Origin of the sequence: Paraconexibacter antarcticus, assembly GCF_024220175.1 — a bacterium.
Lineage (GTDB): Bacteria > Actinomycetota > Thermoleophilia > Solirubrobacterales > Solirubrobacteraceae > Paraconexibacter > Paraconexibacter antarcticus.
Genome location: NZ_CP098502.1, coordinates 4,910,960 through 4,935,627, shown reverse-complemented (window position 1 = coordinate 4,935,627; position 24,668 = coordinate 4,910,960). Strand labels below are relative to the sequence as shown.

22 protein-coding genes are annotated in these 24,668 nt (G+C 73.5%); 6 read left to right on the top strand and 16 right to left on the bottom strand.

Going from position 1 to position 24,668, the window contains the following annotated elements; all coding sequences use genetic code 11:
* Nucleotides 1-50: 50 nt before the first annotated feature.
* The 4 genes from NBH00_RS24170 to groES all read right to left on the bottom strand — a co-directional run bounded on the left by NBH00_RS24170 (nucleotide 51) and on the right by groES (nucleotide 4,514).
* Nucleotides 51-1,067: an NAD-dependent epimerase/dehydratase family protein gene (locus NBH00_RS24170; protein WP_254571124.1), complete on the bottom strand. Its 1,017-nt coding sequence runs from the start codon at nucleotides 1,065-1,067 to the stop codon at nucleotides 51-53.
* A 51-nt stretch (nucleotides 1,068-1,118) separates the two neighbouring features.
* A complete protein-coding gene (locus tag NBH00_RS24165) occupies nucleotides 1,119-2,381 on the bottom strand; it encodes a DUF445 domain-containing protein (RefSeq protein WP_254571123.1) in 1,263 nt (420 codons plus the stop codon).
* Nucleotides 2,382-2,582: 201 nt separating this feature from the next.
* On the bottom strand, nucleotides 2,583-4,202 hold the full coding sequence (gene groL, locus NBH00_RS24160; protein WP_254571122.1) for a chaperonin GroEL: 1,620 nt from the start codon (nucleotides 4,200-4,202) through the stop codon (nucleotides 2,583-2,585).
* 18 nt (nucleotides 4,203-4,220) lie between these two features.
* Complete coding sequence (groES, locus tag NBH00_RS24155; RefSeq protein WP_254571121.1) at nucleotides 4,221-4,514, bottom strand: co-chaperone GroES; 294 nt, start codon at nucleotides 4,512-4,514, stop codon at nucleotides 4,221-4,223.
* 796 nt (nucleotides 4,515-5,310) lie between these two features.
* Between groES and NBH00_RS24150 the strand changes: the two genes are divergently transcribed.
* Entirely contained in the window at nucleotides 5,311-6,393 is a 1,083-nt protein-coding gene (locus NBH00_RS24150; protein ID WP_254570847.1) for an IS110 family RNA-guided transposase, read from the top strand.
* 297 nt (nucleotides 6,394-6,690) lie between these two features.
* Here the strand turns inward: NBH00_RS24150 and NBH00_RS24145 are convergent, their stop codons facing one another.
* From NBH00_RS24145 to NBH00_RS24125, 5 genes are read right to left on the bottom strand one after another with little or no spacing between them, the layout of a single operon-like run.
* Nucleotides 6,691-7,089, bottom strand: coding sequence for an ASCH domain-containing protein (locus tag NBH00_RS24145; RefSeq protein ID WP_254571120.1), 399 nt, complete (start codon nucleotides 7,087-7,089; stop codon nucleotides 6,691-6,693).
* Nucleotides 7,090-7,102: 13 nt separating this feature from the next.
* Complete coding sequence (locus NBH00_RS24140) at nucleotides 7,103-7,549, bottom strand: NUDIX hydrolase (RefSeq protein ID WP_254571119.1); 447 nt, start codon at nucleotides 7,547-7,549, stop codon at nucleotides 7,103-7,105.
* A complete protein-coding gene (locus tag NBH00_RS24135) occupies nucleotides 7,549-8,244 on the bottom strand; it encodes a Crp/Fnr family transcriptional regulator (RefSeq protein WP_254571118.1) in 696 nt (231 codons plus the stop codon). The genes NBH00_RS24140 and NBH00_RS24135 overlap by 1 nt, the downstream gene beginning before the upstream one ends.
* A gap of 43 nt (nucleotides 8,245-8,287) precedes the next feature.
* The gene (locus NBH00_RS24130) at nucleotides 8,288-9,577 is read right to left on the bottom strand and encodes a DUF4349 domain-containing protein (RefSeq protein ID WP_254571117.1); all 1,290 of its coding nucleotides are present in this window, start codon (nucleotides 9,575-9,577) and stop codon (nucleotides 8,288-8,290) included.
* Nucleotides 9,577-10,086: an RNA polymerase sigma factor gene (locus NBH00_RS24125; RefSeq protein WP_254571116.1), complete on the bottom strand. Its 510-nt coding sequence runs from the start codon at nucleotides 10,084-10,086 to the stop codon at nucleotides 9,577-9,579. Before NBH00_RS24125 ends, NBH00_RS24130 begins: the two co-directional genes overlap by 1 nt.
* A 94-nt stretch (nucleotides 10,087-10,180) precedes the next feature.
* Here NBH00_RS24125 and NBH00_RS24120 point away from each other — a divergent pair, with 94 nt between their 5' ends.
* Entirely contained in the window at nucleotides 10,181-10,705 is a 525-nt protein-coding gene (locus NBH00_RS24120; RefSeq protein WP_254571115.1) for a hypothetical protein, read from the top strand.
* 3 nt (nucleotides 10,706-10,708) lie between these two features.
* Here NBH00_RS24120 and NBH00_RS24115 read toward each other — a convergent pair whose 3' ends face one another.
* Both NBH00_RS24115 and NBH00_RS24110 read right to left on the bottom strand, forming a co-directional pair.
* Nucleotides 10,709-11,434: a glycerophosphodiester phosphodiesterase gene (locus NBH00_RS24115; protein ID WP_254571114.1), complete on the bottom strand. Its 726-nt coding sequence runs from the start codon at nucleotides 11,432-11,434 to the stop codon at nucleotides 10,709-10,711.
* Between the two features lie 47 nt (nucleotides 11,435-11,481).
* Nucleotides 11,482-12,261 (bottom strand): Fpg/Nei family DNA glycosylase, encoded by a 780-nt coding sequence (locus tag NBH00_RS24110; RefSeq protein ID WP_254571113.1) that lies wholly within the window; start codon nucleotides 12,259-12,261, stop codon nucleotides 11,482-11,484.
* 37 nt (nucleotides 12,262-12,298) lie between these two features.
* Between NBH00_RS24110 and NBH00_RS24105 the strand changes: the two genes are divergently transcribed.
* Nucleotides 12,299-13,654, top strand: a complete 1,356-nt coding sequence (locus tag NBH00_RS24105; RefSeq protein ID WP_254571112.1) for an FAD-binding oxidoreductase — start codon at nucleotides 12,299-12,301, stop codon at nucleotides 13,652-13,654.
* Nucleotides 13,655-13,787: 133 nt separating this feature from the next.
* Here the strand turns inward: NBH00_RS24105 and NBH00_RS24100 are convergent, their stop codons facing one another.
* Nucleotides 13,788-14,222 (bottom strand): NUDIX hydrolase, encoded by a 435-nt coding sequence (locus NBH00_RS24100; protein WP_254571111.1) that lies wholly within the window; start codon nucleotides 14,220-14,222, stop codon nucleotides 13,788-13,790.
* 48 nt (nucleotides 14,223-14,270) lie between these two features.
* The gene (locus NBH00_RS24095) at nucleotides 14,271-14,897 is read right to left on the bottom strand and encodes a TetR/AcrR family transcriptional regulator (protein WP_254571110.1); all 627 of its coding nucleotides are present in this window, start codon (nucleotides 14,895-14,897) and stop codon (nucleotides 14,271-14,273) included.
* 114 nt (nucleotides 14,898-15,011) lie between these two features.
* Between NBH00_RS24095 and NBH00_RS24090 the strand changes: the two genes are divergently transcribed.
* Nucleotides 15,012-16,802, top strand: a complete 1,791-nt coding sequence (locus NBH00_RS24090; protein WP_254571109.1) for a hydroxysqualene dehydroxylase — start codon at nucleotides 15,012-15,014, stop codon at nucleotides 16,800-16,802.
* Here NBH00_RS24090 and NBH00_RS24085 read toward each other — a convergent pair whose 3' ends face one another.
* Nucleotides 16,803-21,308 (bottom strand): DEAD/DEAH box helicase, encoded by a 4,506-nt coding sequence (locus NBH00_RS24085; RefSeq protein WP_254571108.1) that lies wholly within the window; start codon nucleotides 21,306-21,308, stop codon nucleotides 16,803-16,805. It abuts the gene before it with no gap.
* A 54-nt stretch (nucleotides 21,309-21,362) separates the two neighbouring features.
* Between NBH00_RS24085 and NBH00_RS24080 the strand changes: the two genes are divergently transcribed.
* Both NBH00_RS24080 and NBH00_RS24075 read left to right on the top strand, forming a co-directional pair.
* Complete coding sequence (locus NBH00_RS24080; protein ID WP_254571107.1) at nucleotides 21,363-21,893, top strand: hypothetical protein; 531 nt, start codon at nucleotides 21,363-21,365, stop codon at nucleotides 21,891-21,893.
* Nucleotides 21,894-22,000: 107 nt separating this feature from the next.
* A complete protein-coding gene (locus NBH00_RS24075) occupies nucleotides 22,001-22,870 on the top strand; it encodes an IS982 family transposase (RefSeq protein ID WP_254569017.1) in 870 nt (289 codons plus the stop codon).
* Nucleotides 22,871-22,891: 21 nt separating this feature from the next.
* Here the strand turns inward: NBH00_RS24075 and NBH00_RS24070 are convergent, their stop codons facing one another.
* On the bottom strand, nucleotides 22,892-23,569 hold the full coding sequence (locus NBH00_RS24070; RefSeq protein ID WP_254571106.1) for a uracil-DNA glycosylase: 678 nt from the start codon (nucleotides 23,567-23,569) through the stop codon (nucleotides 22,892-22,894).
* A 319-nt stretch (nucleotides 23,570-23,888) separates the two neighbouring features.
* On the bottom strand, nucleotides 23,889-24,563 hold the full coding sequence (locus NBH00_RS24065) for a transglutaminase family protein (RefSeq protein ID WP_254571105.1): 675 nt from the start codon (nucleotides 24,561-24,563) through the stop codon (nucleotides 23,889-23,891).
* Between the last annotated feature and the right edge of the window lie 105 nt (nucleotides 24,564-24,668).

Sequence of the window (24,668 nt, the reverse complement as noted above, 5' to 3'; positions counted from 1 at the left end):
CCGCGGCCGCCGGGGACCGGGCGCCGGGCGGGCCGCCCGCCGCCGGGCGGTCAGTCGAGGTGCCCGGCCTCCCGCAGCCAGGCCTCGGTGCGGCGCATGCCCTCGGTGAGGTCGATCGCGGGCGCGTAGCCGAGCACGCGCCGGGCCTTCGCGATCGAGTACGTGCCGCGCCGCGCGAGGTACAGGGCGCTCGCCCGTCCGGCCTCGGTCTCCTCACCGCGGGCACGCGCGACCGCGCCGACGGCGCCGGCGAGCGCGACGGCGACCGGGGTCGGCAGGCAGAGCGGGCCGCGGACGCCGAGCATCCGCGTGTAGTGGCCGAAGAACTCGCGGCAGCTCACGGCGACCCCGTCCGACAGCGTGAAGACCTGCCCGGCCCCGGCGGGGAGGCCGGCGGCGAGCACGACGCCGTCGACGAGCGTGTCGACGTACACGGGGCTGAAGACGCCCCGGCCCATCGCGGGGAGGAGGAAGCGCCGCGCCTTGATGTACTCGACCGGGAGGATCGTCCACGGGCGCGAGCGCGGACCGTATACGTCGCCCGGGCGGATGACGGTGACCGGGACCTCGCCCACCGCGTGCGCCTGGAGGGCGACCTGCTCGGAGGCGACCTTCGTGTCGACGTAGGCGTTCCCGTCCGTGCGGACGGGCCACGACTCCTCGACGCCGTCGGGGAAGCCGAGGTCCGAGAACGCGCGGACGGAGGAGAAGTGGACGAGGCGCTGCGCCCCGCCGTCGCGGGCGGCGTCGAGGACGCGCCGCGTGGCGAGGACGTTCATCCGCCAGGAGAGCTCGTCGCTCGCGGCGTTGGAGACGACGGCGGCGGTGTGGACGACGAGGTCGCAGCCGGCCGCATGCTGCTGCCAGGCCCCGGGCTCGCTCACGTCGCCGGCGACGACGCCGTGCTCCGGTGCGGCGACGCGGTCCACGCCGCGGACCTCCGCGCCCGCCTCGCGGTAGCGGCGCGCGAGGGTCCCTCCGATGAACCCGAGCGCTCCGGTGATGAACACGCGCTGCGGGACGGGCGCGGCGGGCGGGACGGGCGGGACGACGGCGGGCTCGGGCACGCCCGGGAGTATCGAGGAACGGGGTCGCCGACGGGGGGCCGGGCGGGGCCGTCAGACCGACACGCTGAGCGTGTGGATCCCGAGGCCGACGAGCCCGCCGACGAGGGTGCCGTTGATGCGGATGAACTGCAGGTCGCGGCCGACGTGCAGCTCGATCCGCCGGGCGGCCTCGGCGCCGTCCCAGCGCGCGATGGTGTGGGAGATGACGGCCGTGATCTCCTCGCCGTAGCGGGAGACGCCGAAGACGACCGCGTCGGCGAGCATCCGGTCCAGGCGCTCGCGGAGCGCCGTGTCGGTGTCCAGCCGCCGGGCGAGCGCCGTCGTCTCCTGCACGAGCCGCGCGCGGACCGGGCCGTCCGGCTCGCGCAGCGCGCCGAGCAGCGCCCGGCGCAGCCCGTTCCACAGCGAGATCCCGGAGGCGAGCATCTGCGGGTGCTCGAGGACCCGGGCCTTGAAGCGCTCGGCGCGGTCCTGCGTGTCGGGGTCGGTGAGCAGGTCGCGGGAGAGCTGGTCCAGCATCGAGTCGAGCGCCCGGCGGGCGTGGTGGTCCTGGTCTGAGCGGATGTCGCGGACCCAGTCGACCGCCTCGAGGTAGAGGCGGGCGGTGACCCGGGCGTTCAGGGCCTCGGGCGTCCACCACGGCGCGCGCTCGGCGACGACCGCGGTGAACGTCTCGGGGTTGTGCTCGAGCCAGCGTTCGAGCTCCTCGAGCGCGAGGTCGACGAGGCCGTGGTGCAGGTCGTCCCGCACGACCTCGCCGAGGACGGTGCCGAGGACGGGGGCCACGGGCTCCTCGCGGAAGCGGGGCAGGAGCGCTTCGCTCCACAGCGCCTCGATGTGCTCGTCGCGGATGCGGGCCAGGACGATCGCCGCGATGTCCGCGAGCTCGTCGACGACCCGGCGGGCGTGGCGCTCGTCCGCGAGCCAGTGGCCGAGCCGCCGGGTGACGGTGGCGGCGGCGACGCGCTCGCGGATGATCTCCTCGTGGAGGAAGTTGCCGGAGACGAACTCCTCCAGGCCCTTGGCGAGCTCGTCCTTGCGGCGGGGGATGAGGCCCGTGTGGGGGATCGGCAGCCCGAGCGGCGCGCGGAAGAGCGCGGTGACGGCGAACCAGTCGGCCATGGCGCCGACCATCGACGCCTCGGCGCCGGCGTTGACGAACCCGAGCGCGCCACCGGAGTGGATCGTCGCGACGTAGACGACGGCCGCGAAGCCGAGCAGCGAGCCGGCGACGACACGCATCCGCCGCAGGCCGCGGCGGCGCGCCTCGTCGGCGGCGGGGTCGGTCGTGATCAGGGGCGCGGACGCGGGCATGGACGGGCGATGATGCCCGGCCCGCGGCCCGGCCACCCCTACGACCCCCGGCGGCCCGCGCCCCACCCCGGCCCCGGACGCACGAAGGGCCCCGGAATCCGGGGCCCTTCGGTGAAGCTGAGGCATGGGAGTTGCGCGGTGGCCGACGCAGTCGGTCGACGCGCCACTCCCGGCCGAAGCCCGACGAAGTCGGGCCTTCGGCTACATCATGCCCGACATGTCCGGCATCCCGCCGCCGCCCGAACCCTCGTCCTCGATCTCGCAGACGATGGCCTCGGTCGTGAGGATGTTCTTCGCGATCGACGCGGCGTTCTGCAGCGCGGAGCGCGTCACCATGGCCGGGTCGATGATGCCCGCGGCGACGAGGTCGATGATGTCCCCGTTGGCCGCGTTCAGGCCGAAGCCCTTCTTCGACTTGCGGACGTCGTTGACGACGACCGAGCCCTCGAGGCCGGCGTTCTCCGCGATCTGGCGGAGCGGCTCCTCGAGCGCGCGCTTGATGATCTTCGCGCCGGTCTTCTCGTCACCCTCGTAGGTGTCCGGGTCGATCGCGTCGGCCGTGCGCAGCAGCGTCACGCCACCGCCGGGGACGATGCCCTCCTCGAGGGCCGCGCGGGTCGCCTGGAGGGCGTCCTCGACACGGTGCTTCTTCTCCTTCATCTCCGTCTCGGTGGCCGCGCCGACCTTGACGACGGCGACGCCGCCGGAGAGCTTCGCGAGGCGCTCCTGGAGCTTCTCACGGTCGAAGTCCGAGTCGGTGTTCTCGACCTCGGCCTTGATCTGGTTGATGCGGCCCTTGATGGCAGCCGCCTCGCCGTTGCCGTCGACGATCGTGGTGTTGTCCTTCGCCACGACGACGCGACGGGCACGGCCCAGCTGGGACACCGTGGTGTTCTCGAGCTTGAGGCCCATGTCCTCGGTGATGACCTCGCCGCCGGTGAGGATCGCGATGTCCTCGAGCATGCGCTTACGACGGTCGCCGAAGCCCGGCGCCTTGACGGCGACACCGGTGAAGGTGCCACGCAGCTTGTTCACGACGAGCGTCGCGAGGGCCTCGCCCTCGACGTCCTCGGCAATGATGAGCAGCGGCTTGCCGGACTGGATGACGGCCTCGAGGACGGGGAGCACGTCGCGGACGGCGCCGATCTTCGAGTTGGCGATGAGGATGTACGGATCCTCGAGGGTCGCCTCCATGCGCTCCTGGTCGGTGACCATGTAGGGCGAGATGTAGCCCTTGTCGAACTGCATGCCCTCGGTGAACTCGAGGTCCATGCCGAACGTCTGGCCCTCCTCGACGTTCACGACGCCGTCCTTGCCGACCTTGTCGATGGCGTCGGCGATGACGTCTCCGATGTCGTCGTCGCCGGCCGAGATGGTGGCGACGCGGGCGATCTGGTCCTTGGAGGAGATCTCCTTGGACTGCTTCGCGATGGCGGCGACGACCTCGTCGACGGCCTTCTCGATGCCGCGCTTGAGCGCGAGCGGGTTGGCACCCGCGGCGACGTTCTTCAGGCCCTGGCGCACGATGGCCTGGGCGAGGACGGTCGCGGTCGTCGTGCCGTCACCGGCGACGTCGTTGGTCGCCGTGGCGACCTCGCGGACGAGCTGCGCGCCCTGGTTCTGGAAGACGTCCTCGACCTCGATCTCACGAGCGATGGTGACACCGTCGTTCGTGATCGTGGGAGCACCGAACTTCTTGTCGAGGACGACGTAGCGGCCCTTCGGGCCGAGCGTGACCTTGACGGCGTTGGCGACGGCGTCGACGCCAGCCTCGAGGGAGGCGCGAGCCTCCGCGCCGTACTTCAGTTCCTTGTGAGCCATGTTCTAAGTTCCTTTGGTTCAGTCGTCGATCTTGGCGAGGACGTCGGACTCGCGAAGGACCAGGAGGTCCTCGCCGTCGACCTTGATCTCGGTGCCGCCGTACTTGGAGTACAGGACCGTGTCGCCGGCGGACACGTCGAGGGGGATGCGCTTCTCGCCGTCTTCGTCCCAGCGGCCGTCGCCCGCGGCGAGGACCTTGCCCTTCTGCGGCTTCTCCTTGGCCGTGTCGGGGAGCACGAGACCGCTGGCGGTCGTCTGCTCCTCTTCGATGGCCTTGACGATCAGCCGGTCGCCCAGGGGCTTGAGCTTCATTGTGGAACTACCTCCGTCGGATGGATGCTTACTCCTGGCACTCGAGGGGTGTGAGTGCCAACGTCGCTCGAATCTACGTGTGGTCCACGCAGATGTCAACCGGCGTTGGCACTCTTTTCACGAGAGTGCCAGCCCTATGGAGTGTAGGAACTCGGACGCTGCGAGCGCGCGCGGGGTCACGAAAGCGCCCCTGAGCAGGGAGAACGACGACCCGAGCAGGCACAACGACGACCCGAGCAGGCATCACGACGACGGCGTGCGGTCTCGTGGGACATATCCCCCCACTTCGCCGCACGCCGCGGCAGCGTGGGCGAGCTCGCTGGGGTGCCGGCGTCTACGGCGACCGGCTACGGCGGGTGGGTCGGGTGGGTCGGGTGGGGCGGGTGGGACGGGTGGGGCGCCTTGGCGGTGCGGCCGCGCCGGCCCTCCTCGGCGTTCCGCGCGGCGTGTGGTCTCGTGGGGGTATATGCCCCACCAGGCCGCACGCCGATGGGGGCGGACGCCCTTCGGCGCGACGAACGCCGAAGATCGCCCCCGGGGCGGGGGAAGATCGACGTTCGCGGTCGAAAACCGCATCGGCAACCCGGCCGGCGCTCCTCCGGACCGAACCCGACGCAGTCAGGGCGTTCGGCTAGACCATATGGATCGGGCCGTCGCTGGCGGCGGTGGTTCTGAGTCGTCTGTCTGAGGCGGGCGGTAGAAGTGGCCGGTCCCTCGCGAAGGGTCGTGGGGTGACGTTTGAGCTGTGCGGTTGCAGCCGCGCAGCGGCCCACAACCACAGAGGAGGAGACCGGCCATGACGAAGGCTAGAAGCCTCGTTGGTCTGGACGTACACGCCGCGAAGATCGTGGCGGCGGTGCTCGATGCTGAGAGCGGCGAGCTTCAGTGGTTCGCGTTGCGCGGTGACGTGCGTGAGGCGGCCAGGTTGTGCGCCGCACTGCCCAGGCCGGTGCGGGCGGCGTATGAGGCCGGGCCGACCGGGTACGGGTTGGCGCGGGAGCTCGCGGCGCGGCAGGTGTCGTGCGTGGTCGCGGCGCCGAGCAAGATCCCGCGGGCGTCGGGTGACCGGGTGAAGACTGATCGTCGTGACGCCGAACTGCTCGTGCGTTTGCTCTGGGCGGGGAAGCTGCATCCGGTGCGGGTGCCGGGCCACGAGGAGGAGGCGCTGCGCGATCTGATCCGGGCGCGCGAGGCCGTGCGGGTGGACCTGATGCGTGCCCGCCACCGGTTGTCGAAGCTGCTGCTGCGTCACGACCATCGCTTCGATGACGGCAAGGCATGGACGCAGCGCCACCGTGACTGGCTGGATCAGGTCGACCTCGTGTGGCCCGCGGCGCAGGCGACGCTGCTGGACCTGCGCGGCGCGGCCGACGTGCTCGTGCATCGCCGCGATCAGCTCGAGGCGCAGATCACGAGGATGCTTCCGAGCTCACCGTGGGGCGTGCAGGTCGCCCGGCTGCGGTGCCTTCGCGGGATCGACACGCTCACCGCCGCCGGGCTGTGCTCGGAGGTCGGCGACTTCGCCCGGTTCGCCCGGGCCGAGCAGCTCATGAGCTACATCGGCCTGGTCCCTTCGGAGCACACCACCGGCTCAAGTCGCCGCCTCGGCTCGATCACGAAGACCGGTTCCGGGCACGCGCGCCGGCTGCTCGTCGAGGCTGCCTGGCACTACCGCAAGGCGCCGCGGGTCACCAAGGCGCTGAGCGATCGCCACGACGGGCAGCCCGCCGAAGCGGTCGCGATCGCCTGGACCGCGCAGCGGCGTCTGTATCGCACATGGAACCGCCTTGAGCAGCGCGGCAAACGCCGCACGATCATCGCCGTCGCCGCAGCGCGCGAGCTCGCCGGATTCACGTGGGCGATCGGCCAGATCGAGTGACCTGAACCCGGCGACATCCCGTCGGCTGGGTCGGTGGCGGCCCGGCACCGCGCGGGGAACCCGCGGCTGAACTATGAGCAACCCGCCCTCGTCAGGGGGCCGGCCACGCCCGATGTTAGACAGCGGCTCCCCACGACGAACCCCTGGTCCTGCGGTACCCAACCCGCGCATATCAGTCTGACCGCGCGTCGCGCACAGCCTGCCGGACCGCCACCAACCCAGCCGACAGCACAGACACGAACGAGCGCTAATGCGCCACTTCGCCGACCCTACTAGGTTGACGAACGGCCGTCCATATCAGTTCTGCGCCCCGCCGATGCCCCGCAGCCGCTCGGTCACGGTCGGCGGGTTGTCGATGATCTGCGAGAAGCGGACGACGGTGACGAGGTCGTCCATCGTCACGGACTTGCCGTAGATCTGCTCGAGGAAGTGGATCATCTCCTCGACGCGGCGGAACTCGGGGTTGTCGTGCTCGATGTCCCGGGGGGAGAGGTCTCGCACGCGCTTGACCTCGACCTGGTCGATCACGGCGTCGAAGATCTTCTCGCGCGGCGAATGCTGGTACCCGATGGTGACGAGCACCGCCTGGTTCTTCTTGTACTTGTGCGACTTGTCACCCAGGCGGATCGTGGCGGTCTTCCGGCCGCGCTTGAGCTGATCCGCGAAGATCGTCGAGTAGAAATTCAACACCTGCATGTGACTCAGGACCCTACCCGTTCGGTTGCAGGTGCAACAGGGCCTTGCGCACCATCTCGCGCTCGCCGGCGTAGCTCAGCGTGGCGGCGGCCTCCTCGAGCGTGACCCAGCGGGCGGCCTCGACCTCGTGGTCGTGGTCGGCGATGTCCCCGCCGGTCGCCCGCATCAGGAAGAACCGCACGACCTTCGCGATGCGGCGGCCCTGGCGCATGTAGAAGTAGCGCACGTCGCCGAGCTCGGTGACGAGCTCCGCCGTGACGCCGGCCTCCTCGCGGACCTCCCGGAGGGCCCCGTCGAGCGCGCTCTCGCCCGGGTCGGGATGGCCCTTCGGCAGCGCGAGGACCTTGCTCCCGTCGGCGGCCCGGCGGGTCGGCACGATGACGACGCAGTGCGGGGTCTCCTCGTCCGGGGAGAGGACGACGCCTCCCGCGGAGAACTCCGGCTCGGCTCCGCCCGCCATCAGTAGATGTAGTTCTCGAGGGCGGAGGCGTCGTGGACGGTGACGCGGCCGCGGCCCTGGGTGACGACCCCGGCCCGCTCGAGGACGGCGAGGAAGCGGCTGGCCGACTCGCGGCTGGACCCGGCGAGCTGGGCGATGTCGGCCTGGGTGATCGTCACGAGGACGTCCTTGTCGCCTGCGCCCTCGGCCTGCGCCTGCTGCACGAGCTGGCCGAGGACCCCCGCGACGCGGCTCTGGACGGTCTGGAAGGACTGGCGCGTGAGGCGCTCGTTCGCCTCGCGCATGCGCCGCCCGAGCGCGATGACGAGCTTCACGGCGATGTCCGGGTGCTCCCGGAGCAGCCGCCGCATGTCCTGGCCGGCGATCGCGATGGCGTCCACGGCGTCGAGCGTCTCGACCGTGGCCGACCGGCGCTCGTCGTCGAACATCGCGAGCTCGCCGAAGATGTCGCCCGGGCCGAAGTGGGCGAGCGCGATCGTCCGGCCGTCGGTGTGCTCGCGGACCGCGCGGGCGTGACCGGAGCGGACGACGTAGCACGTGTCGCTCGTGTCGCCCTCGCGGAAGATGACCTGCTGGGCGTCGAACCGGCGCGGCACGGCGACCTGGGCGACGCGCTCGAGGTCGGCGGCCTCCAGCGCCTCGAAGACCGGAACCTGGGCCAGCAGGGCACTGGCTTCTGTCGTCTCGGGGGCCACGCGGCCTCTTTCATACCACGCGGGGCCCCCGGCGGAGGGCGGATCAGGCCGGATCGAGCGCGCCTTCGCGCCGCCGGCGGCGGGCGTACCGCGCCCCCAGCAGGGCCGGGACGAGGATCAGCCCGGCGGGCAGGAGGACGGCGAGCCCGACGAGCAGGACGCCCGCCGCGACCTCGAGGACGCGCAGCGCGTCGTGCGCCGCGTCGCCCGGCGTCCAGCCGCCGCCACCGGTGCCCCCGTGGCCCGCCGGCTTCGGGGCGGCCCTGAGCGCGGTGACGGTCACGAGGATCGTCGTGTTGTCCGCACGGCGGCGCAGGCCACGGAGCTCGCCCTTGATCGCCCCGATCTCGCGGAGGCCCGCGGCGATACGGCTCCTGAGGCGGGCGATCCCCTCGGCCGTCCTCGCGGCGGCGAGCGCCTTCAACAGGGCGCGGCGCTCGGCGCGGGCGTCGTGCAGCCGGTCGGAGACGGACACGAAGCCCGCGGTGATGTCGGTCTGCGACTGGCTCATCGAGCTGACGTGGGCCAGGCGCGAGAGCCCCGCGACCGCGGCCTTCGCCTGCGCGGACGGCACGCTGAGCGTGAAGTCGGCCGTACCGCCGCCGTCCGTAGCGTCGACGTTCGACTGCTGGACGAAGCCGCCCGCCGCCTGGGTCACCCGGACGACGCCGTCGGCCACCTGCTGCAGCCGGCCCGCGCTCGTCCGGAGGGCGAGCTGGGTCGACTGCTCGACCTTGCGGGCGACGCCCGGGGCGACCGGGGACGGCGTCGGCGCGGGGACCGGGACGCCGGGCGGGACGGTCGCGATCGACGATTTCGCCTCGGGGCCTGCGCTGTCCTGGCTCTGGGTGGCGGCGCCGGCCGCGGGGGTCGCCGGGGCGCTTTCGCCGGATCGGGTCGGGGCGGAGAGCGACGGGACTGCGGACCCATTGCCGCCACCACGTCCGGCTCCGCTGCCGCTGCCGCTGCCGCTCCCGCTGCCGTGCAACGCACTCGCCGCCACGACGAGCGCGACGATGACGGTCGCCGCCGCGCCGAGCGCGGGGACGAGGCCGATGCGATGGGCGGAGAGCCGGCCTTGGACGGCGGCCGCCAGCGCACGCGGGCCGCCCCCGCCACCGCGGGGGAAGCCGTCGGCGGCGCGGGCGTCGAGCTCACGGCGGAAGTCGGGGCGCGGGGCGGGCGTGTCGTCGCGGACGGCGGCGACGAGGCCGAGCAGCGCCGGGTCGGCGTCCGGGCGGCCGGCGAGGGCGGCCTCGAGCGCGTCGAGCTCGGCGGCGATCACGGGGTCGAGATCGAGGTCGGTGTCGTGCTGGGGGCGGTTCGGGGACATCAGGCGCAGGCCTCCCGGAGCTTGGTGATGGCGCGGTGCACCTTCGTACCCGCACTCGACTCGGAGACGCCGAGGACCTCGGCGATCTCGGCGTTGGACAATCCGGCGTGGAACTTCAGGGCGACGAGCTCCCGGTCGCGCGGTTCGAGGGCGGCGATCGCAGCGCGGACCGTCGCGCGGCGCTCGGCCTCCTCGCCGGCGCCGGAGACGGCGGCGGCCGCCGCCGGGTCCTCGGGGTCGACGACGAGCGCGGCGGTCCTTCGTCGCCGGCGCAGCTCGTCGAGCGCGGCGTTGCGGGCGATCCCGAAGAGCCAGGCCCGCTCGGTCCCCTTCCGCGGGTCGTAGCGGCCCCGTTTGCGGTAGGCCCGCTCGAACGCGAGCGCCGTCACGTCCTCGGCCGCGGCGCGGTCGTGGAGGAGCGACCACGCGTAGGCGTGGACGTCGTTCACGCACGAGCGGTAGAGCGCATCGAACGCGAGGGACGCGGTGTTCGGGGCTGGTAGAGCCATGGTCAATGTGTCGCCCATACCTGCACTACGTCGCTCCCGGCGATCCATCACGGGACGCCTGCGTGGCCCGGCGGGCGCCCGGTACCCTGCCGGTGTGCTGCGGGCCCGCGCAACCCTGCCGACGATCGTCGCCCTCGCCGTCCTGGTCTTCGTGCTGCCCGCCGCGACCGGCGTCGCCCGGTCCCGGCTCGCCTCGGACGGCAGCCTGCTGTGGGCGACGGTGAACGTCTGCGACACCGCGGACCACCCCGACACGATCGGGATCCGCGGCTCGATGCCCGGCACCGGCTACCGGCAGCAGCGGATGTACATGCGCTTCCAGCTCCAGTACCTCGCGAGCTTCGACGACAAGAAGTGGCACAACATCGGCGCGGCGGGCGACAGCGGCTGGATCGACGTCGGCTCCGCGAAGTACCGCCAGCGCCAGACCGGTCGCAACTTCACGGTCCGCCCGCCGGACACGGGCGCCTTCCGCCTGCGCGGTGCGGTGACGTTCGAGTGGCGCGACGGCACCGAGGTCGTCAAGCGCGCCCGGCTGCGGACGACGGCGGGCCACGGCAACACCGCCGGCGCGGACCCGAAGGGCTTCTCGCGCGCCAGCTGCGTCGTGACGAAGTAGGCCTCAGGCGTCGAAGAGCCGCGGGTCGTTCGAGATGATCCCGGTCACGCCCGGGATCGCCTCGAGCCGGCGCAGGAGCGGCAGCTCGTCGACCGTCCACACGTAGAGCTCCGCGCCGGCCTCCCGGATCGCGCGGGCGAAGCGCGGGTTCACGAGCGCCCAGTGGGACATGACGGCGTCGATCTCGCCGGCGGCGACCTTCGCGGCGGCACGGGGCGGGATCTGGCGACGCGCCCAGCGGACGGCGCCGAGCGCGAGCGGCTTCGTCACCGGGTTCGCGAGGTAGTTGCGACGGACCTGGGGGACCGACCAGCCGAGGCGGATCTCCGGCGCGCAGGCGCGGACGACGGGGAGCGAGACCTCCTCCATCGTCGAGATGAGCGTCCGCTCCGCCAGCCCCGCCTCCCGCAGCGCGGCGCAGACCCGCTCCTCGTACCCGGGGAGCTTGAGGTCGACGTCGAGGTGCAGGTCGCCGAAGGCGTCGCCCGCGAGGTGCGCGAGCCCCTCGGCGAGCGTCGGCGCCCCCTCGACGTGGTTGTAGTCGTGGGCGAGGTACAGCTCGCCGGTGCCGTCGCGGTGCTCGGGCAGGACGTCGAACTCGATCATGTCGACGCCGGCGGCGAGCGCGGCGTCGAACGACGCGGGCGTGTTGCCCGGTGCGATGTGGTCGGCGCCCTTGTGCCCGATGCGGCGCACGCGGGCGTCGGTCCCTGCGGTCTCCTCGGCCATCGCGTCCAGTATGGAGCCCGTCGACGGGAGGGGTCAGGCCCGCGGGCTCAGGCCTGGCAGCCCGGGCACCAGTAGACGGGGCGGCTGTCGTCGCCGAGGCGGCCGCGTGCGATCTTCGCGCCGCAGCGCCGGCACGGTCGCCCGTCCAGCCCGTAGCAGGCGCGGTCGCGGGCCTCGGTCCCGGTCCGGGCGCTGACGGCCATCCGCGGGCCGACGTCGCGGACGGCCTCGAGGACCTCCTCGTCGCTCACCTCGCCGGCGCGCCGGTGCGGATCGATGCGCGCCGCCCAGCACGCCTCCGTTCGCCAGACCGTCCCGAGCCCCGCGATCGTGCGCTGGTCCAGGAGGGCGTCGCCGATCGGGCGCGTCGGGTCGTCCTCCCGCAACCGCCGCAGGAAGCGCGCCTCGTCGAGCCCGTCCGGCGCGAGGATGTCCGGGCCGAGGCCCGCGATGCGCTGGTCACCGCGGGCCCGGCCGGCGGTCATGAGCTCGAGGACCGGCCCGTCGAACTGCACGACCTCCACGTCGCCCGCGCGGATCACGAGCCAGGCCCGGCGCGGCGCCCGCTTCCAGCGCGTCCCGAGCGGGTGCACGCCCCACGAGCCGGTCATCCGCAGGTGCGAGTGGATGACGAGCCCCCCGTCGAACCTGACGAAGAGGTGCTTGCCGCGCGCGTCGACGCCGGTGACCGCGAGGCCCGCCAGGCGGTCGGGCCAGCGGTCGCGCCCGAAGCGCGGGTGCGGCGTGCGGATCTCGTCCGGGACGGCCCCCTCGAGGACCGGCCGGATGCGGTTCGCCGCGTAGTGGATGGTGTCGCCCTCGGGCACGGTCGCCCAGGGTACGGCCCGCCTACACTCGGGGACGATGCACTCAGACCTCGCCCGGATCGTCGGAGAGCAGTACGTCCTGAAGGATGCGCCGGCCGAGTGGACGCAGGACGCGTCGATCGCGATGGGACTGCGCGGCCACGCCGACGCCGTCGTCCTCCCGGCCACCGCCGACGAGGTCGCGAGCGTCGTCGCCTGGTGCTACGAGCGCGGCGTCGCCATCGTCCCGCGCGGCGGCGGCACCGGATACTCGGGCGGCGCGACGCCGGCGCCGGTGCCCGGGACGGCGGGGCCGGAGGGGACGGTCGTCGTCGCCCTCGACCGCCTGGACCGCATCCGCTCCTTCGACCCCGGCCTCTGGCGCATCGAGGTCGAGGCGGGCGTCACGACGCAGACGATCGCCCGGCGCGCCCGCGAGAACGGGCTCATGTTCCCGGTCGACCCGGGCGCGGCCGAGCAGTCGCAGATCGGCGGTAACATCGCGACGAACGCGGGCGGCCCGCACTGCTTCAAGTACGGCGTCACGCGGGCGTGGGTCACCGGCGTCGAGGCCGTCCTCGCCCCGGGCGAGCTCGTCTCCGTCGGCGGCCCGACGCGCAAGGACGTCGCGGGCTACGACCTCGTCGGCCTGCTCACCGGCAGCGAGGGGACGCTCGGCATCGTCACCGCGGCGTGGCTGCGGCTGCTGCCCGCGCCGCCGCACCCGGCGGTCCCCGTCGCCTGCGCCTACCCGACGGTCGACGCGGGCTGTGCGGCGATCGAGGCGGTCATGGCCTCCGGGGTCGTCCCCGCGACGATCGAGTACCTCGACGCGGGCGCGCTCGCCGCGGCCGCCGCGTCGTTCCCCGGCGGGCTGCCCGCCGACGCGCAGTTCCTCGTCGTCTGCGAGGCCGACAGCGGCCAAGCGGACGTCGCCGAGCTGCTCGAGGCGCTCGGGCCCGGCGCCCGCCGCCACGAGCCGCGTGAGCTGTGGCGCTGGCGCGACGGCGTCGGCATCGCGGTCACCGCGGTCCAGGGCGGCAAGCTCTCCGAGGACATCGGCGTCCCGCTCGACCGCCTGGCCGAAGGCATCACCGGCACCGTCGAGATCGGCCTGCGCCACGGCCTCGACGCCTGTTCGTGGGGACACGCGGGGGACGGCAACCTCCACTCGACCTTCCTCCTGCGGCCGGGCGACCGCGAGCAGCTCGCCAAGGCGGAGGTCGCCGTCGAGGAGCTCTTCGACCTCGCGGTCTCCCTCGGCGGCACGATCAGCGGCGAGCACGGCCTCGGGTGGCTCAAGCGCGGCCAGCTCCACAAGCAATGGGCGCCCGCCGCGGTGCGCGCGCACCGCGCGGTGAAGGACGCGCTGGACCCGGCGGGGCTCTTCAACCCGGGGAAGAAGACGGCTTAGGGGCGCGCAACCGCAATGCGGCCAGTCAGGCTGAGGCTGAGGCTGACCGGCTGCATCCCGAAGGCGGAGCAACCGCAATGCAGCCACTGTCGCTCAGCGCAAGCAGCTGCATTCCGATTGCCCGGGCGAGCCCTCAGACCTTCAGCGGCCGCCGCCGCTTCTTCCCGGCCCGCGACGGCCGCCCCAGCGCCTCGCGCACGAGCTCGCGGTCGTGCTCGTAGTCGAGGAGGTGCTCGGCGTCGGGGACGGGGACCCAGCGGCGCTCGTCGACCTCGTCGCTGACGGTCAGCCCCTCGTCGGCGACGACGGTCATCACCCACCAGCGGACGGTCTTCGGGCGGCCCTTGCGGTCGACGTACTCCTGGGCGCTGAGCTCGGCGCCGAGGGTGCAGCGCAGGCCGGTCTCCTCGAACACCTCGCGCAGCGCGGCGTCCTTGTGCCGCTCGCCCGGGTGGAGCTTGCCCTTCGGCAGCGACCAGTCCTCGTAGTCGGGCCGGTGGATGACGCACACGCGCCCCTCGTGCAGGACGACGCCGCCGGCGGCCTTGACGTGACGGGAGGAGGACACCCTGGACGCAGGGTAGTGCGCTCGGCGGCGGTGTCCAGGACGGTGTGCTCAGGCCGACCGGCCGAGGCCGGTCCACAGCAGCTCGGTGCCCGCGTCGACCAGGTCGGCGCGGGTCGCCTCCGGGTGCTCGCGCCACCAGCCGACGGCCCCGGTGAGGGCGCCGACGAGCATCTCGACGATGATCTCGACCTGGGCCGGGCTGCGGTCCAGGCCGGCGGCGCGCGCGTCCGCGGCGAGCAACGCGGCGACCGCCGTCACCCGTGCGGCGCGGATCTCCCGCCACGTCGCGTCGAGCCCGGGGTCGCCGTGGGTCGCGTTGCCGAACAGGAGGCGCCACGCGTGCGGATGCGTCTCGGCGAAGCGGAAGACGGCGTCCATCGTGCCGCGCATCCGCTCGCGCGCGGTCCCCTCGCCGGCGATGCGTGCACCGACGTGGCCCATGAAGAGCGCGTTCTGCTGCTCGACGACCGCGAGGAAGACCGCCTTCTTCGAGGCGAAGTGGTCGTAGAGGACGGCGCGGGTGACGCCGGAGGCCTGGGCGATGTCCGCCATGCTCGTCGGGCCGTAGCCGCCGGAGGCGAACGCCTCGAGCGCGGCGGCGAGGATCCGCGTCCGGCGCGCCGGGGCGGGGAGGCGCCGGCGCGGCAGCAGCGGGTCGGGGGCCTGAGCCGACATGGGCGCAGGTTACACAGCCACCGATAGCGCGCAAGCACACCTATGCGCCGCGTTGACAACCGACAGTTGTGTTGGTTACCGTCGGCGCGACGACACGACGGGAGGGTGGTTGCGATGGACGACGGGCAGCAGGACCGGCAGGCGGCGACGGGGGTCACGCGGCGGCGCTTCCTTCGCGACGCGGGGACGGCGGGCGCGCTCATCGCCGTGCCCGGGCTCGCCGCCGGCACCGCCCGCGCGGCGACCACCGGCCGCCGCGTCGCCGTCCTCGGTGGCGGCATGGCCGGCCTCGCGGCGGCCCACGAGCTCGTCGAGCGCGGCTTCCGGGTCACCGTCTACGAGCGCAACGCCCTCGGCGGCAAGGCCCGCAGCATCCCGGTCGCGGGGACGGCGCGCGGCGGCCGCAAGGACCTCCCGGGCGAGCACGGCTTCCGCTTCTTCCCCGGCTTCTACCACCACGTCCCCGACACGATGCGCCGCATCCCCTTCGGGCACAACGCGCACGGCGTCGGCGACAACCTCGTGAACGCGACGGGCGGCAAGTTCCTCCGCGCGGGCGACCGCGCCGACGCGGGCCCCTTCGGCATCTTCCCCGACCCGACGACGATCGGCACGCCCGACGGCCTGCGCCGCCAGCTCACCGAGTCGCTCAAGGGCGAGGGCCTGCCGCCGCAGGAGCTGAGCTACTTCGTCGAGCGGCTCATGGTCTTCGCGACGAGCAGCGACGAGCGCCGCTTCGGCCAGTGGGAGCACACGAGCTGGTGGGACTTCATCGGGGCCGAGAGCCGCTCGCAGGAGTACAAGACCGTCGCCGCCGCCGGCATGACCCGCAGCGTCGTCGCCGCCAAGGAGACGGTCGCGAGCACGCGGACGATCGGCAACATGGCGGAGGCCTTCGTCTTCACCGCGGCGAACCTCGGCAACGACGGCGCCCTGGACCGCGTCCGGAACCTGCCGACGAACGAGGCGTGGATCGACCCGTGGGTCGTCTACCTGCGCTCGCGCGGCGTGCGGTTCGTCGTCGGCCGCTCGATCACGGGGCTCGACGTCAAGGGCGGCCGCATCGTCTCGGCCCGCTCGCGCGACGCCCGCGGCCGGCGCCACCGCATCGACGCCGACTGGTTCGTCTCCGCGATGCCCGCCGAGCGCGCGCGCAGGGTGTGGGACGCGCCCGTCCTCGCCGCCGACCCGGCCCTCAAGGGCATGGACGACCTCTTCGTGGACTGGATGGCCGGCATCCAGTTCTTCCTCGACCGCAAGGCCGACCTCGTCCACGGCCACATCAGCTTCATCGACGCGCCGTGGGCGCTCACCGGCCTCACCCAGGGCCAGTTCTGGGGCACGCGCGCGTTCGCCCGCGACTACGGGGACGGCAGCGCCGTCGACTGCCTCTCGGTCGACATCTCCAACTGGGACGCGAAGGGCGTCCTCTTCGGCAAGACCGCCAAGGAGTGCACGCCGGACGAGATCGCCAAGGAGGTCTGGGCCCAGATCATGCGCCACGGCACCGCCGCGAAGGTCCTCTCCGGCGTGAACGTCCGGCGCTGGTTCCTCGACCCCGGCATCGTCTTCGACCGCCGCACCGGCCGCAACCGCAACGCGACCCCGCTGCTCGTGAACACCGTCGGGACGTGGGAGAAGCGCCCGCAGGCCCGGACGGCGATCCCGAACCTCTTCCTCGCCGGCGACTACGTGCAGACGAACATCGACCTCGCGACGATGGAGGGGGCGAACGAGTCGGCCCGTGCCGCCGTCACCGCCCTGCTCGACGCGGCGGGCTCGAGCGCCGCGCCGCCGCAGATGTACAAGCTCTACCGCTCGCCCGCGATGGAGCCGGCGAAGGCGATCGACGCGCAGCTCTACAGGGCGGGCCTGCCGAACGCGCTCGACGTGCCCGTGGCGTGATCAGGCGCTCAGCGTGAGCTTCCGCGGGCCCTGGCGGAAGCCGTGCTCGACGAGCAGCGCCTCGTAGGGCGAGCCGATGACGTCCTCGCCGTCGATCCGCTCGACGGCGAGCTTGCGCCCGCGGCCGCCCCGGACGAAGGCGGCCAGCGCCTCGATCGCACCCGGGATGCGCGGGTCCTCGGGGTCGCACAGCGTCTGCAGCCCCTTGCCGGAGCGCTCGACGTAGAGCACCGGCTCGCCGCCGACGAGGACGACGTGCGCGCCGGCGACCCGGGCCGGGCGGCGGGACGGGGCGGTCGTCTGCTCCGAGGGCCGGACCGGCCACTTCAGCGCCGCGCCGTACGCCTGCGCCGGGTCGGTCGCCGCGAGGACCTGCGCGGTCTGGTCGTGCTCCTTCTGCGCGCGGAGCCGCTCGACCGCACCCGGCAGGGCGAACTGCGCGCCGCCGAGCCCCTCGATGAAGTAGCCGCGCCGGCAGACGCCGAGCGTCTCGAGGTCGGCGAAGGCGGTGTAGAGCGCGGAGAAGCCACCCGGGACGCCCTCGGCGAGGACGGTCTCGCGGGTGACGATGCCGTGGCGCTCGAGCAGCAGCTCGGCGACGGTCCGCCGCTGCTGATCGGGGGCGGGCGACCCGTCCCCACCCACCCCGAAGATCGTCGTCGTCAGCGACCAGCGGCCGGACACCTGGGCGGCGGCGCCGGTCCCGCGCCGCGTCGAGCCGAACCGGCGGCCCGGCCGGGTGACCGCGCGGTCGCGCTGCGCGGTCGCCTTCGCCAGCGCGAGCCGCGGCGCACGCAGCGGCGCCCACGCGTCGTTCGTCACCTCGCCGGCCCACACGAGGTCCCACAGCGCCTCCTGCAGCTCCTCGGGGACGAGCGGCACCTCGGCGAGCAGGTCGGTGAAGAAGCACGGCGCGGCGGCCAGGCGCGTGCGGATGAGCTCGTGGGACTCCGCCGCCGGCGCCTCGCCCTTGACGACCACGGGCCCGATGGCCTCCGCGTCGTCGCGGAACCACAGCGCCACGCGGCCGCTCGCCCGGCCGACCGACCCGGCGCCCGCCCACACGAGCTCGCCGCTCGCGCAGAGCTGGTCGAGCCACGCGGGCGAGTAGGCGCCGCAGCGGCGCGGCAGCACGTCCTGCTCCCACACGGCGGCGGGCAGCGCGAGCCCCTGCAGCGGGACGAGGACCTCGCGCAGGCGGTCGATCCCGGCGCCCGCGGGCGGGTGACGGTCCACGCCCTGCCACGACGGCGCGAAGCGGGCGAGCTGCGCGGGCTCGGCCGCCTCGATCTCCTTGCGCAGGACCGCGAGCGACGCACGGCGCAGGCGCCGCAGCACGTCGGCGTCGCACCACTCGCGCTCGGACCCGCCGGGGCGCAGCTCGCCGCGGACGAGCGCGCCGCTCGCCTCGAGCTCGTTCAGCGCGCTCGAGGGGTCGACGAGGTAGCGGGCGCGCAGCTCCGCGGTCGTGAACGGGCCGTGCGTCGCGGCGTAGCGCGCGGCGAGCCGGCGCAGCGGGTGCGGGGCGTCCTCGAGGAAGGCGGCCGGCAGCCCGCCGGGCGGGACGGTCCCGAGCGCGTCGCGGTAGAGCCCGGCGTCGTCCGCGGCGATCCAGCGCTCCTCGCCGCCGACGCGCACCCGCACCGCGCGCCGCTCGCCCGCCAGGCGCGCCGTCAGGTCCGCGGGGTCGACGCCGTCGACCACGCGCGCGGCGACCTCCGCGTCCGTGAGGTCCCCGACGCGGCGCAGGATGTCCCCGAGCTCGTCGGCCGTCGCCGCGCGCATCCGCTCGGTGAGGTGCTGCAGCGCGGCCTCGACCTGCTCGAGCGCGTCGGGGTCGATGAGGTCGCGCAGCTCCTCCTGCCCGAGCAGCTCGGCGAGGAGGTCCTTGTTCAACGACAGCGCCGCCGCGCGGCGCTCCGCGTTCGGCGTGTCCCCCTCGTACATGTACGTCGCGATGTAGTCGAAGAGCAGCGAGGACGCGAATGGGGAGGCGGTGGGGGTCTCGACCTCGACGAGCGAGAGGTCGCGTGCGTGGAGGGCGCGGAGCAGGTCGGTGAGACCCGGCACGTCCAGCACGTCGCGGAGGCACTCGCGGTAGGTCTCGAGGATGATCGGGAAGTCGGCGTAGCGCTTGGCGACCTCGAGCAGCGACTGCGCCTTCAGCCGCTGCTGCCACAGCGGCGTGCGCTTGCCCGGGTACGCGCGCGGGATGAGCAGCGCGCGGCCGGCGTTCTCGCGGAAGCGCGCGCCGAAGAGGGCGGAGGACCCGAGCTCGGCGACGACGAGGTCCTGCACCTCGTCGGGCTCGACCATGACGAGCTCGGCGCCCGGGGGCTCGTCGGCGTCGGGGAGGTGGACGATGATCCCGTCGTCGGACCAGATCGCGTCGCTCTCCAGGCCGTAGACGTCGCGGATGCGCGCGCTGAGCGCGAGCGCCCACGCGGCGTGCACGCGGCCGCCGTAGGGCGAGAGGATGCACAGCCGCCAGTCGCCGATCTCGTCGCGGAAGCGCTCGACGACGATCGTCCGGTCGGAGGGGACGACGCGCGTGGCGGCCTGCTGCTCCTGGAGGTACTCGACGAGGTTGCGCGCGGCGCGCGGGTCGAGGTCGTGGGTGCGCTCGAGCTCCTCGGGGTCGGCGTCGACCGCGGTCCGCGCGAACTCGCCGATCGCCTGACCGAGCTCCTTGGGCCGGCCGACGCCGTCGCCCTTCCAGAACGGGACGGCGCCCGGCGCGCCCGGCGCCGGGGTGACGATGACGCGGTCGCGCTGGATCTCCTCGATCCGCCAGGCCGACGCGCCGAGGAGGAACGCCTGCCCCGGCCGCGCCTCGTAGACCATCTCCTCGTCGAGCTCGCCCACGCGGCGGCCGTCGGGGAGCGTGACGGAGTACAGGCCGCGGTCGGGGATCGTGCCCGCGTTGACGATCGCGAGCGAGCGCGACCCCTTGCGGGCGCGGATCGTCCCCGCGATCCGGTCCCACGTGATGCGCGCGCGCAGGTCGCCGAACTCCTGCGACGGGTAGCGGCCGTCGAGCATGTCAAGGACGTTCTCGAGCAGCTCACGGGACAACTCTGCGTAGGAGTGCGTGCGGGTGACGAGCGCGTGGAGGTCGTCGACCGCGAGTCCGCCGCCGCCCTCGGCGTCGGTCGCGTCGGCGGCCATCGCGACGATCTGCTGGGCGAGGACGTCGAGCGGGTTGCGGGGGACGACCGTCGGCTCGATCTTCCCCTCGCGCATCTGCTTGACGACGACCGCGCACTCGAGCAGGTCGGCGCGGAACTTCGGGAAGATGCGCCCCTTCGACGTGTCGCCGACGCCGTGCCCGGCGCGGCCGACGCGCTGCAGGCCGCGGGCGACGGACTTCGGCGACTCGACCTGGAGGACGAGGTCGACCGCGCCCATGTCGATCCCGAGCTCGAGCGAGGACGTCGCCACGAGGCACGGGAGGTCGCCGGACTTCAGGAGCTCCTCGACGACCTCGCGCTCCTCGCGGGCGAGCGAGCCGTGGTGGGCGCGGGCGATGATCTCGGTGCTCGCGTCCTCGTCCGCCTCGACCCGCTCGGCGTGGTGCAGCTCGTTGAGCCGCAGCGCGAGGCGCTCGGCCCCGCGGCGGTTGTTCACGAAGACGATCGTCGACCGGTGCTCCCTGACGAGCTTCAGGATCTCGGGGTAGATCGCGGGCCAGATCGACTTGCGCGTCGACTCGCCGCCGATGACCGGCTCGAGCGGGTCGCGGGGCGCGCCGTGCTCGTCCAGCGCCTCGGGTTCGACCATCGACTCGACGGGGACGTGGATCTTCAGGTCCAGCGGCTTGCGCACGCCGGCGTCCACGAGCGTGCAGGTGCGGCGCGGGCCGACGAGGTAGCGGCCGACCTCCTCGAGCGGGTTCTGCGTCGCCGACAGGCCGATGCGCTGGACCTCGTGGGGTGGGTGAGGGCCGGTTTGTTGCAGCGCCTGCAGGCGCTCGAGGGTCAGCGCGAAGTGGGCGCCGCGCTTCGTCGCGGCGATCGCGTGGATCTCGTCGACGATGACCGCCTGCGTCCCGCGCAGCATCTCCCGCGCCTGGCTCGTGAGGATGAGGTAGAGCGACTCGGGCGTCGTGATGAGGATGTCCGGCGGGCGGCGCACCATGGCCGCGCGGTCGCGCTGCGGGGTGTCGCCGGTCCGGATGCCGACGGTGACGTCGGCGCCGATGCCGCGCAGGGGCGCACGGAGGTTGCGGTCGACGTCGTAGGCGAGGGCCTTCAGCGGGGAGACGTAGACGATGCGCGTGTGCGCCGGCTCCGGACGCGGCTCCCGCGCGAGGGCATCGAGGCCCCAGAGGAAGGCGGCGAGCGTCTTGCCGCTGCCGGTCGGCGCCGCGATGAGCGTGTGGGCGCCGCTGGCGATCGCCGGCCACGCCTGCTGCTGCACCTCGGTCGCGCCCGCGAACGCGCCCGTGAACCACTCGCGGGTGCGGGGGCTGAACTGCGCGAGCGAGGGGTCGGCGGACGGGGGCATGGCGGGCCTCCCAGCCTATTGCCCGGGGTCCGGTTTGCTGAAAGGCTCGGCGGCATGCCGGACGTGCCAGGACCGACCGCGCCGCTGCTCGTCACCGAGCGCGGGACGGTGCTGGCGTTCACCTTCGCCGACCTCATGCGCTTCCACGGCCCGGGGGCCCCCGGCGGGGTCGCCCACGCCTTCAAGGTCCTGGAGCGCGGGCTGCCGCTGCTCGGAGGCGGCGGCGCGCCGCCCGAGCGGCGCGAGCTCACGGTCGCGACGGCGTTCGGCGGCCCCGGCGCCCGGGACGGCATCGAGCTCGTCACCCGCGCGGTGAGCGACGGGCGCTTCGTCGTCGATCCGGCCCTGCGGCGCCCCGGGCTCGGGCCCGAGCGCGAGCGCTTCGTCTTCCGGCTCGCGTGCGGCGGGCGGGCGGTCGAGCTCGTCCTCCGCGAGGGGTTCGTCACCCCCGAGTTCGCCGCGCTCGCCTTCGCGCCCGAGCGGGACGCCGGGCAGGACGCGCGGCTGGAGGTCCTCAAGCCGCAGCTCGCGGCGCGGCTCATGGGCGCCGCGGCCGAGGACGTCTACGACGCGACGGTCCTCTAGATGGTTCGTTCCACGGCGGGGGCGGAGGAGTCGGGTAGGCAGGTGACATAAGCAGGCAGGTCGAAGTCGGCGGTGCTATCTCGCCAACGCCGACCCTGGGGGCCTCGATGGACGCCGACCTCGACCTGCTGCTGATCGCTGTTTACTGCACCTGCGACGATCTCCTGCCTGCGAAGGGCAAGAACGCCAAACGGATCTTGACCGACGCGGAGGTCGTCACGTTGAGCGTGGCTCAGCAGGTACTGCGGATCAGCTCTGACGAGCAGTTCTGGGCGATGGCACCGCATCGCTTGGGGCACCTGTTCCCGCGACTGCCCAAGCGCCCGGGTTTCGTCAAACGCCGCCAGCGCCTGTCGGACAAAATCGAAGCGCTGATCCTCGAGTTCGCCCGCCACACCAACGGCTTTGACGACGACCTGCTCGTGGTCGACAGCACACCGGTCGAATGCGGTCGCTCGGTCGAAACGACGCGCCGCAGCGCCCTGGGCAACGCCGCGGAGTACGGCTACTGCGCCAGCCATTCCCGCTTCTTCTGGGGCTTCCGCCTGCACGGCCTGTTCGCGACCGACGGCACTCCACGCGCCCTTGCCCTGACCTCCCCGAAAACGGGCGAACGAGACGTCGCGCTGGACATGCTCGCCCGCTGCCACCGCAACGGCCCGGTCACCGTCATCGGCGACAAGGGCTACTCCGGCCGCGACTTCCACGCCCAAGCCTCCGCGCTCGGCGCCACGATCGTCCGCCCCCGACGCAAGGACGAGGCCGGCAAAGAGCCGCACCTGGCCCCGATCCGGCAATGCGTGGAATCGATCTTCTGGACATGCAAAGACATGCTCAACCTCGAGGACCACCGCGCCCGCGAGCTCCACACGCTCCGCACCCGCCTGGCCGCCAAGTTCCTCGCTCTCACCGCCGCGATCGCTCTCAACGAACGCCTCGGCCGCCCACCACGCAACCTCACTGCCTACTACGCCTGACCGATCCGTGGAACGAACCATCTAGGGCAGGCGCCAGTCGATCGGCTCGCCGCCCTGCTCGGCGAGCAGCGCGTTCGCGCGGGTGAACGGGCGCGACCCGAAGAACCCGTTGTGCGCCGAGAGCGGGCTGGGGTGCGCGGACTCGATCGCCGGCACGTCGCCCAGCAGCGGCTTGAGGTTGCGCGCGTTGCGCCCCCAGAGGATCGCGACCAACGGCCCCCGGCGATCGGCGAGCGCGCGGATCGCCTGCTCGGTCACCGCCTCCCAGCCACGCCCCTGGTGCGAGTTCGGCTCGCCGGGGCGGACGGTCAGCGAGCGGTTGAGGAGGACGACGCCCTGCCGGGCCCACGGCGACAGGTCTCCGCTGGACGGCCGCGGCAGCCCGAGGTCCTCCTCGTACTCCTTGTAGATGTTCACGAGCGACTTCGGGATCGGCCGCACGTCGGGCGCGACGGAGAAGCTCAGGCCGACCGCGTGGCCCGGCGTCGGGTACGGGTCCTGACCGACGACGAGGACCCGCGCGGCGGCGAAGGGCTCGGCGAACGCGCGCAGGACGTCCTTCCCGGCCGGGAGGTACGGGCGCCCGGCGGCGACCTCGGCGCGGAGGAAGTCCCCCATCGCCGCGATGCGGTCCGCCACGGGCGCGAGGGCCTGCGCCCAGCCCGGATCGACGATCTCCTCGAGCGGTCGCGCGGCCACGGCGGGCAATCTAGTGCGCCACCCGCCACGACGCGACGAGGGACGCCGGCCCACCGTCGCGAAGGCCCCGGAACGAACGAAGCCCCGCTGGTTGGTCAGCGGGGCTCGGATCGTGTGGTGTCTAGCGGTGCCGCAGAACTCCCCCGCAATGGGGGCAGCTCGCGCGATCCGCGACACGCGCCGCGGGCCAGAGCCGCAGGCACTTCGCACAGAGGACACGCATGGCGGCCCTCCTCTCTTCGTTGATTGTTGCCGTACGCACGTTAGCGGCATCGCGGGGGCACGTCTTGAATTCCGGCTCCCGGGCGGCGCCGTGGGTTCAGCCGAGGCGGTCCTCGATCGCCCGCAGCTCGCGCTCGAGGATCGGGCGCAGGCGGGGCTCGGCCGGCAGGTGCAGGCGCATGACGGCGGCGCGGCGGGCGGTGAGGAGATCCCCCCGCGCGGTGTACGCCATGACGAGGTTGTTGAGCATCCGCATCGCCGTCTCGGTCGGCGTCCACGGCCGGACGTCCTCCGGGTCGCCCGCGTAGCTCACCTGCGCCCCACCGCCGAACGGGTCGAGGAGGATCGGTGGCGACGCCCCGAAGTGGCCGACGACATAGTGGCCCGGGAGCCCGACCCCGGCGAGCGGCAGCCCCGCGCGCCGGCCGACCTCGGCGTAGACGACCGACAGCAGGATCGGCAGGCCCCGCCGGCGCTCGAGGACGAGGTCGAGCATCGAGTTGTCGGGGTGGTCGTACTCGTCGGTGTCCCCCGTGAAGCCGTGCTCGCCGCCGAGGAGCGCCGCGGTCGCGGCGGCGGCGGTCTGGGGGTCCTCCTCGTCGCCGGAGCCCGCGAGCAGGACGGCCAGCTCGTCGCCGAGCGCGTCGAGCTCGGCCAGCGCGCCGTCGGCGTCCGTCCCCGGGCGCAGCTCGGCCGCGAGCGCGAGGGCGAGCTCGTCGAGCCCGGGGGCGGGGGCGGAGGCGAGCTCGGAGAAGGGCGGCAAGGTCGGCATCACCGCACATCGTCGCGCAGGGAGAGGGGCGGCGCAGGTCGAATACCCCCGCCGACGTGTCGCGTCCGTGTTCGAACACCCGTCCACTCCGCTGGGCACCCGGCA